Below are 10,025 nucleotides of genomic sequence, written 5' to 3'. Positions count from 1 at the left end.
CCGTAACGATATTCAGGTGGTTATAACACCGGGGCTCCACCTCTTCCCATTCCGAACAGAGAAGTTAAGCCCGGTCGTGCCGATGGTACTGCGTAAAAGTGGGAGAGTAGGTTACCGCCGTTTTAAATGCAAAGTCCGTATACATCTAATTGTATGCGGACTTTTGCTATTGATACAAGCATACAAAGGATAATAGAAAGATACAAATACATACAAAGTAGAAGGATCTCATAATACCAATGAGATTCTTTATTTAGATGATGGAAATAAATACTAATATATTCATCTTTAAATTATTCTTATGTTACATCCTCTATTTTACCTTTTTTAGAAACCTTAATATAGTTTCAAATAATTAAAAGATAAATTCTCATATTTTTTTCTAACTTTGCACGCTCTGCATTATCATAAATATGCAATAATCAAACTATTAAAAGTTTTATAACGCAAACTAATGAAGCTATATTAAGCTCCAATGAATTTTATGCATATGTTTGATATTGAAAAAATTGTTCAGAAAAGAGGATTTATTGATCATTTTATTGAACAGATAATGTATTGATTATCTTTTTAGGAGGATATACCACCTAATTATAATTTAGACATAAAATAAAAATATTATATATTTTGCTATTTCTGAATATATTAGGATATATCATTGAATAAAGGAGACAGAAAATCAAGCAAAGAAGTATAATATATTGTATATGATTTCAGAGACTTTTACAAGATTATAATAAGACCGATACAAACGAATTAGAAAAGTACAGGAGAACTATACTTATATTTGATCATAAACAAACAACAATAAAGGGTAACAATATGCTTAATCCTATAAAGAAGAGAATGGGTAATTTGGTAGGTAGTAATAAGATATCAATAGCTCATTTGCAACAAACAGAGGGTAATTATGCAGATGCGATTCGTGATTTTAATAGTGGGAGATTTACTAATTTCAGCTATGGTTTATTGCCTCCTAGCAAAGGTGAAAAATCATCATGTGATCTGAAAATCAAAGAAAAAAATGGAGATAAAATAGAAATAGAGTTGAAACAATGTAATGCTATTACCTCTAGAGGTGGTCGTATAGATATAAAGCCTGTTAATCATTCTGACTTTGTGCGACTAGAATATGATTTTAGTCAAGAGATTGAAGATAATAAACATTGGAATGTTGTTTTAGTTGTAGAACCATTTTATAATAAGCGTCAAGGTATTGTAAACACTCAAGAAACATCATCTAATTATAAACAAACCTATAATTTGTCTATACAACCAATAAGACAAATTCCAGAAGAAGAATTCGGTATATATAATCTTATTCTAGGACGGATTATTAAAGAAGATAATAATTACGGTATGGATTCGAACTATATTCCTCCAAGCGTAATGATGAGCAGCCATCCTGATCTCGAAAAATATTATGAACTATTTGGAAAATACCTTAATGAGATCGAAATTTCATCTCAAAGTATTATTCAAAAAATACAAGATAAAGACAGTGATTCTGATCTAACAAATAATATGATATTTCTATGCGAAAAGATACTCATTTATATTGCAGAGATTCGTTTTAACTATACTAATAGAGGACGTTTTTATCAACCTATAGAAATAGCCAATATATTTTCTACTTTTGCTCGTGTGTGCATTGTTTTCATTGATTCTATATCTTCAGAAAAAAAAGAAGAATTGTTAAATTCTTTTCATGAATGGGGCGGTATTCAACCTAATATGTTTTTAGAGCTTCTTTCCAATTTGGGAGAATGCGAATACGACCATCAAAATATAAGAAGTGCAATGGCTCGAATAGAATCATCTTTAGCTTTATTTTCTGAGTTGTGGAGCAAAATTTAATGAATAAAGGGACTCTATATACAATACAAAAAAGCTCATTATACCTAATATAGGATAATGAGCTTTTTAATAAATATACTATCTGTTTCTATTTGCTTATTTCACTTCTTCAAAATCTACATCAGTTACATTATTGTCGCCTCCATTAGATTGGCTACCAGTATTACCTCCGGCTTCTTGTCCCGGATTAGTACCTGCTTGTTGCTGATTGTATATATTTTGACTCAACTCCTGCATTAATTTAGTTAATTCATCCATAGCAGAATCAACAGCCGGAATATCTTGAGCTTTGTGAGCATCTCTTAGCTTATTTAAAGCACCTTCGATAGAAGCTTTCTGATCGGCTGGAATTTTATCTCCAAGATCTTTCAATTGATTTTCTGTTTGGAAAATAACTGAATCTGCCTGATTCAACTTGTCTATCTTTTCTTTTTCTTTCTTATCTGCTTCTGCATTAGCTGCTGCTTCATCCTTCATTCGTTGGATTTCTGCGTCAGTAAGACCCGATGAAGCCTCTATACGAATAGATTGTTCTTTGCCGGTCTTTTTATCTTTTGCCGATACACTAAGAATACCATTGGCATCAATATCAAATGTAACTTCAATTTGAGGCTCACCACGACGTGCAGGTAATATACCGTCTAAGTTGAAGACTCCTATTTGTTTATTATCCCTCGCCATTGGACGTTCTCCTTGAAGTACAACAATCTGTACAGACGGTTGATTGTCGGCAGCGGTAGAGAATGTTTCGCTCTTTTTCGTAGGAATAGTTGTATTAGCATCAATTAGCTTAGTCATCACATTTCCCATTGTTTCTATACCAAGAGAAAGCGGAGTAACATCAAGCAACAATACATCTTTTACTTCTCCTGTTAATACAGCACCTTGTATAGCAGCACCTACAGCAACAACTTCATCAGGGTTTACACCTTTCGATGGTGTCTTTCCGAAGAACTTCTCAACTTCTGCTTGTACAGCAGGTATACGTGTAGAACCTCCGACTAAGATCACTTCATCTATATCGGATGGAGAATATCCTGCATCTTTCAACGATTGACGACATGGTTCGATACACTTACGGATAAGTGAGTCTGCCAATTGCTCAAATTTAGCACGAGTTAGATTTTTTACCAAGTGTTTTGGAATACCATTAACCGGCATAATGTATGGTAAGTTAATTTCAGTAGAAGTTGTGCTTGATAGCTCTATTTTCGCTTTTTCAGCAGCTTCTTTCAAACGCTGTAAAGCCATTGGATCTTTACGTAGATCTAAGCCTTCTTCATTCATGAATTCTTCAGCCAGCCAATTGATAATTACCTGGTCGAAATCATCACCACCAAGGTGAGTATCCCCATTGGTCGACTTAACTTCAAATACACCGTCTCCTAATTCTAGGATAGAGATATCAAATGTACCACCACCAAGGTCGAACACTGCAATTTTCATATCCTTGTGAGCCTTGTCAAGACCATAAGCAAGAGCAGCAGCAGTAGGCTCATTAACGATACGTTGAACTTTAAGACCTGCAATTTCTCCGGCTTCTTTTGTTGCCTGACGTTGCGAGTCGCTAAAGTACGCAGGTACAGTAATAACAGCGTCTGTCACTTCTTGTCCAAGATAGTCTTCAGCTGTCTTCTTCATCTTTTGAAGGATCATCGCCGAAATTTCCTGAGGAGTATAAAGACGTCCGTCAATGTCTATACGTGGTGTATTGTTATCTCCTTTCACGACTTTATAAGGTACACGGGTTACTTCGGTTTGAACTTGATCCCATGTTTCACCCATAAATCTTTTTATGGAGTATATTGTTTTTTCCGGATTTGTGATAGCCTGACGTTTTGCAGGATCACCAATTTTGCGTTCATTTCCCTCAATAAAAGCAACAACAGAAGGTGTTGTTCTTTTTCCTTCGTTGTTTGTGATAACGATAGGTTCGTTACCTTCCAACACGGCAACACAAGAGTTTGTGGTACCTAAGTCAATTCCTATTATTTTTCCCATCTTATTATATTATTATATTGTTTCTAATTAATTTCTATTATTATTTCTTTCAATTCATATTTCAATGACATTAGCCTTTGTTCAAAAGCTATGCCAAAATATAGGATGACAATAAAAAAAATAAAATATGACGATTTGTCAGAATTGATGGTGATTCTATTAGATGTGTTTAATGTTTTTATTTATACGTGTTTATTTGTCTTTTTTCTGTTTTATATATATTTTAGTGACTACTATAAACTACATATAATTATAATATAGCAAGATACAAATAAGAAAATATTTAATAATAACTTAATCAAGCTTTAATACATTTCTGTTCCGTTGGATAGCAATTCGACTTGTTATTAAATCAAACTTTTTGTAGATTTGAGGATATTTAGAGCTTAAACATATATATCAATGAGCCAACCTTTAGCAGAGCGGTTACGTCCGCGTAATCTCGAAGAGTATATAGGACAAAAACATTTAGTAGGAGAGGGTGCTATTCTTCGAAAGATGATAGAATCGGGCAGAGTCCCTTCATTTTTACTATGGGGTCCTCCCGGAGTGGGCAAAACTACATTGGCTCAGATAATAGCGAATACACTTGATACGCCTTTTTATACTCTTAGTGCTATAAACTCCGGTGTAAAAGATGTGCGTGAAGTAATTGAATTGGCTAAAAAGAATCAGTTTTTTAATACCAAAAGCCCCATCTTATTTATTGATGAAATCCATCGCTTTTCCAAATCACAGCAAGACTCTTTGCTCGGAGCTGTAGAAACAGGAGTAATAACATTGATCGGTGCTACTACAGAGAATCCCTCATTTGAGGTTATTCGCCCGCTGTTGTCACGTTGTCAGGTTTATGTCTTGCAATCGTTAGGTAAAGAGGATTTGGAAGAGCTGGCTCATAGGGCTTTAACGCAGGATATAATACTTAAAGATAGGGATATCGAACTTAAAGAAACGGATGCTATATTGCGTTTTTCGGGAGGTGATGCCCGTAAATTATTGAATATACTTGATTTAGTAATTTCTTCCGAAGTAAACGATAAGATCACAATAACCGATAAACTGGTAACAGAACGTTTGCAGGAAAATCCGGCAGCATACGATAAAGGAGGCGAAATGCATTATGACATTATTTCTGCTTTTATAAAGTCGATACGAGGGAGTGATCCTGATGCTGCTATTTATTGGTTGGCACGGATGGTGTCTGGAGGTGAAGATCCGAAATTTATAGCACGGCGTCTTGTTATTTCTGCTGCAGAAGATATTGGATTGGCAAATCCGAATGCTTTATTATTAGCTAATGCTTGTTTCGAGACGTTACATAAAATAGGTTGGCCGGAAGGACGTATTGTCCTGGCTGAAACTACTATATATTTGGCAACATCTCCTAAGAGTAATTCGGCATACATGTCGATAGATGAAGCCATCGCTTTAGTCAACGAAACAGGAAATCTACCTGTACCATTACATTTGCGTAATGCGCCTACAAAGTTGATGAAGGAATTGAATTACGGAAAGGAATACAAATATGCACATAGCTTTGAAAATAATTTTGTACAACAAGATTATGTACCTAAAGAGATAAAGGGGAGACAATTTTGGAAACCCCAGCAGAATGCATCTGAAAGTAAAATAGTGGAATGGCTCAAAAAACTCTGGAAAGATCGATATTAAGAGCTTGCTCAAGTATTATTTTTAAGAATTTAAATTATCTAATAATAGAATTGTAGTTTACTTTTATAGCTAAAGAGTGACATGAAAAAATAGGCAATTACCTGTTACTTTTGTCACTTTTTGAAAAAAAGACTATGCAACAATGAAGTTTAGAATAATGAATAATAATAAACTATTGCTATCTATAATCTTTTACCTAACGAGTATATATACTTTTTCGCAAGCGTATCATACACACGCAATATCTGATGATATATATACGGTACAGGTATATAAAAATAACGATTGGAGTTCATATCCCATCATAGTATTGAATGGTAATGATTATGTACATATTAGTTTCGATCGTATTTCTGAAGACTCAATGAATCGTTTACGTTATCGGATAATCCATTGCGATGCATACTGGAAAAGAAGCAGTGGCATATCCGAGATAGATTATCTAAGTGGATTCAATGATAACCCGATAGATGATTATACCTCCTCTTTAAATACAACCGTAGAATATACCCACTTTGCTATTGATATTCCTAATAATGATGTAAATGTTAAATTATCAGGAAACTATGTTATTGAAGTCTACGAAGATGGTATGCCTGACGAAGTTTTACTTACTGCTTGTTTCTCTGTAGTAGAACCACAAGTAAGTATAGCTCCAAGCATAACATCTAATACGGATATTGATACAAATAAAGGTCATCAGCAGTTGTCCTTTAGTATATTGCATCAGAATCTTAATATAAGAGACCCTTTTATTGAATTGAAAATCTTTGCTTGGCAAAACAACCGCCTTGACACTGAAAGGCATCAAATAAAACCTACTTATGTTAGCTCCGATAGACTAATATATGAGCACAATCGAAATCTGATATTTGAGGCTGGAAATGAATACCGTCGATTTGAAACGTCAAGTTATAGATACAATGGGTTGAATGTAGAGCACATTGAATATAATCGCCCTAATTATACGATGTACATCGTTCCTGATAAAATCAGAGCCGGTAGGTCATATAGTTATGATCAAGATCAAAATGGAAGATTTTATATTAGAAGTAACGATACGAATGATAGTGAGGTACAGTCTGATTATTTTAATACAGTATTTACTCTGCCAATGGACAGCCCGATAGGCGAGGATATTTTTATTAATGGAAATTTTACTGATAATAACTTTACCGACAAATACAGAATGAAATATGATGAAGAGCACAGACAATATTATATAGCTCTGCTTTTAAAGCAAGGTTTGTATAATTATCAATATCTGACTAAGGCGGGAGCCAGTTACTCAACAGCAAAAATAGAAGGTAATTATTTTGAAACAGAAAATGAATATCAGATATTTGTCTACTATCGCCCTTCCGGACAACGTTACGACAGCCTCATTGGCGTACAAAATATTCAATCAAGAAGTAAATAAGGTGATTAACCTAAATAAAAAATCCTCTTTATGCAAATGCGTAAAGAGGATTTTAATATATATGTTTATACTTTAATTATTCAAGGTAAGTGTATCCATAAAGGCCTGAACGATAGTTTGATAGGAATTCTTTTCCTTCTTCTACTGTTATTGTCCCTTGTTTAACACTCGAAGTAACCCATGTTTCAACTGTACGAACAAGCTTCTTCGCGTTGTATTGGGCATAGTCTAATACTTCTGCTACGGTTTCGCCGTCTATCATTTGTTCTATCTTGTATCCGTCTTTATCAACTGATATATGAACCGCATTTGTATCTCCAAACAGGTTATGAAGGTCGCCCAATATCTCCTGATATGCACCCACTAGGAATACTCCGAGGTAATATGATTCGTTCTTTTTCATGCTATGTACCGGCAAGTATGATGACTGATTACCATTAGAGATAAAGTTATCTATCTTTCCGTCAGAGTCACAAGTTACATCCTGTAGTGTTGCTGTTCTATCCGGCTTTTCGTCCAATCTATGAATTGGTATAATCGGGAAAATTTGGTCAATAGCCCAAGAGTCCGGTAATGATTGGAATAGGGAGAAATTACAAAAATATTTGTCCGGTAATAATTTTGATAATTGTTTCAACTCTTCAGGAGCATGTTTTGCTCTGCCTGCAATTTGGAATATTTCGCGGGCAATAGAGAAGTAGAGACGCTCTACCTGCGCTCTCGTTTTCAATGTTAGCATTCCTAAGCTAAATAAGTCAAGAGCCTCTTCACGAATCTGTTGTGCATCATGCCAAGCTTCTAACATACGCGATTGGCTAAGATCGTCCCATATTTGATAAAGCTCTTTAACGAGTTCATGGTCATCTTCTGACAACTCTTTATCTTCATCCCACTCAGGCAAAGTAGCTGTTTCCAATACTTCAAATACCAGAATAGAGTGATGTGCCGTAAGCGATCTACCCGATTCTGTTATAATATTAGGGTGTGGAATGCCATTCTTATCAGCTGCATCTACCATTGTAGCGATAGAGTCATTCACATACTCTTGTATGGAGTAGTTTACACTACTTTCGTTATAAGAAGAACGTGTGCCATCGTAGTCAACGCCCAGTCCTCCGCCAATATCGACAAACTCCACCTTAAAGCCCATTGCATGTAGCTGTACATAGAATTGAGCGGCTTCACGTAAAGCTGTTTTTATGCGGCGAATTTTGGTAATCTGGCTTCCGATATGGAAGTGAATAAGACGTAAAGAATCCTGCATATTTGCTTTTTCAAGATATGCTAAAGCTTCTAACAGCTCACTCGAATTCAATCCGAATTTGCTTCCATCACCACCAGATTCTTCCCATTTACCACTACCCGAGCTAGCTAGTTTGATACGAATACCAATATTAGGTGTTATTTTTAGTCTTTTAGCTATTTTGGCAATTAGCGGTATCTCATTCAGTTTCTCAACTACAATGAATATATGCTTACCCATTTTTTGAGCCAATAAGGCTAACTCAATATAGCTTTCGTCCTTATATCCATTACAGATTATAAGCGAATCAGAATCGGTGTTGATTGCTATAACGGCATGAAGTTCCGGCTTAGAACCGGCTTCCAGTCCGATATTGAATTTTTTCCCATGGCTGATAAGTTCTTCTACTACCGGGCGCATTTGATTTACCTTGATAGGGTATATTATATGGTTTTGCCCTTTATATTCATATTCTTCGGCAGCCTGTTTAAAGCACGTGGAAATTTTCTCGATACGATTATCCAGGATATCCGGAAAACGAATCAAAACAGGAGCTGACACATCGCGAAGCTGCAATTCGTCCATCAGTTCTTTTAAATCAACAGCCACCCCGTCTTTTCTCGGAGTTACAACAACGTTACCTTTCTCATTAACAGAAAAGTAATTAATACCCCAGCCTGCGATGTTATACAACTCAGCTGAGTCTTCGATGCGCCATTTTCTCATTCTTTGTGTAAAGTGAAATTTATTTAAATAGATAAATATGTTGTTATTTTAGCATTTTTAGGGTCTTTCGACTCCTCACCATAGATGTCGAAATCTGCTAAATAACGTCTTTTTATATTAGACTGCCAAATATGTGCCCAAGTTTTACCTATGGCATAAGGCAGTTCACCTTCCGAAAGGTACTTATAATATTTCGATTCCGGTATTTCTTTGAAAGTCAATCCCAAATTTGTAGGTATCCCTTCAACACTGGAAACTTTATAACCTAATACAGTCGTGTATTCTCCTGTATAGTCACTCTCATAATCAGTATAAATGCAATAGATATCGTTAGATACCTTATTCGGCATCAGTTGCTGAATGTAAGCATTACGGAAAAAAACTTCCCATAGTTTTGCAATATCCTCTTGCGATTGATGATTCTGATTCGTAGTACGGACAGATATTCCAACAACCACAAACTTAGTCAGAGTGACTTCTTCACGATTCATCCTTATTTCCTCTTTAAGATATTTGTTACTTCTGCAATATACAAGTAATGAAAATCCTTTTCGGGATACCATCTTTCGATGATGTCTTTCTCTAAAAAAGCATCTTCTTGAATGCGCTGGACAAAGAGCTTTTTGACAAAAATAGCTGTTTCCGCTTCCATAAAATATGGTATATTCTTATCGAAAGCAATATTTAGTCCGGCTTTTGAGATTTTATCTTCATCACGTCCCGATACTTTACCTAAATAACTTAAGTCCTTTAAGTATTTTTTATCAAAGAAAGTAAGAGAAAAAGATTCAGTACTTTCTACAAACTCCCTCGTGTATCTTTGAGGACGTATAACAACAAATACGACCTCCTTGTTCCACATCACACCGTACCCACCCCAACTAGCAGTCATTGTATTCACTGTTCCATCGGGCTTAGATGCAGTAACGAGCATCCATTTGTGTTTTAACCCAAATGAATCGGGAGTAAAATCTTTTATATCTATTTTTTCAAAGGATGTCATGATTTAGCAATTGTCAATATCGTTTTCAATTAAAAAGTAACAAAAGTAACAGTTTTTATACTGTTTCTAGATGTCACTTTTTTATTTCTAAACTAATCTAATGG

7 protein-coding genes and 1 rRNA gene are annotated in these 10,025 nt (G+C 35.1%); 4 read left to right on the top strand and 4 right to left on the bottom strand.

What is annotated here, in order from left to right; all coding sequences use genetic code 11:
• The first annotated feature begins 12 nt into the window (after positions 1-12).
• Together rrf and E4T88_RS13930 are read left to right on the top strand one after the other, a co-directional pair.
• Positions 13-123 (top strand): 5S ribosomal RNA (gene rrf / locus E4T88_RS13935).
• 699 nt (positions 124-822) lie between these two features.
• Positions 823-1,857, top strand: coding sequence for a hypothetical protein (locus tag E4T88_RS13930; protein ID WP_135106444.1), 1,035 nt, complete (start codon positions 823-825; stop codon positions 1,855-1,857).
• A gap of 96 nt (positions 1,858-1,953) precedes the next feature.
• Here E4T88_RS13930 and dnaK read toward each other — a convergent pair whose 3' ends face one another.
• Positions 1,954-3,858 (bottom strand): molecular chaperone DnaK, encoded by a 1,905-nt coding sequence (gene dnaK, locus E4T88_RS13925; RefSeq protein WP_135106442.1) that lies wholly within the window; start codon positions 3,856-3,858, stop codon positions 1,954-1,956.
• A gap of 402 nt (positions 3,859-4,260) precedes the next feature.
• Here dnaK and E4T88_RS13920 point away from each other — a divergent pair, with 402 nt between their 5' ends.
• Both E4T88_RS13920 and E4T88_RS13915 read left to right on the top strand, forming a co-directional pair.
• On the top strand, positions 4,261-5,529 hold the full coding sequence (locus E4T88_RS13920) for a replication-associated recombination protein A (RefSeq protein WP_135106440.1): 1,269 nt from the start codon (positions 4,261-4,263) through the stop codon (positions 5,527-5,529).
• Between the two features lie 142 nt (positions 5,530-5,671).
• Complete coding sequence (locus E4T88_RS13915) at positions 5,672-6,949, top strand: type IX secretion system plug protein (RefSeq protein ID WP_228093922.1); 1,278 nt, start codon at positions 5,672-5,674, stop codon at positions 6,947-6,949.
• A gap of 76 nt (positions 6,950-7,025) precedes the next feature.
• On the opposite strand, the gene speA is transcribed toward E4T88_RS13915, so the two are convergent.
• From speA to E4T88_RS13900, 3 genes are read right to left on the bottom strand one after another with little or no spacing between them, the layout of a single operon-like run.
• The gene (gene speA, locus E4T88_RS13910; RefSeq protein WP_135106438.1) at positions 7,026-8,918 is read right to left on the bottom strand and encodes a biosynthetic arginine decarboxylase; all 1,893 of its coding nucleotides are present in this window, start codon (positions 8,916-8,918) and stop codon (positions 7,026-7,028) included.
• A gap of 23 nt (positions 8,919-8,941) precedes the next feature.
• Positions 8,942-9,409: a GyrI-like domain-containing protein gene (locus E4T88_RS13905; protein ID WP_135106436.1), complete on the bottom strand. Its 468-nt coding sequence runs from the start codon at positions 9,407-9,409 to the stop codon at positions 8,942-8,944.
• Positions 9,410-9,411: 2 nt separating this feature from the next.
• Positions 9,412-9,921: a flavin reductase gene (locus E4T88_RS13900; RefSeq protein ID WP_135106435.1), complete on the bottom strand. Its 510-nt coding sequence runs from the start codon at positions 9,919-9,921 to the stop codon at positions 9,412-9,414.
• Positions 9,922-10,025: the final 104 nt, after the last annotated feature.

The organism is Dysgonomonas mossii, from assembly GCF_004569505.1.
Lineage (GTDB): Bacteria > Bacteroidota > Bacteroidia > Bacteroidales > Dysgonomonadaceae > Dysgonomonas.
Note: the sequence above shows the minus strand (reverse complement) of the source record. Positions and strands in the feature narration are given on the sequence as shown.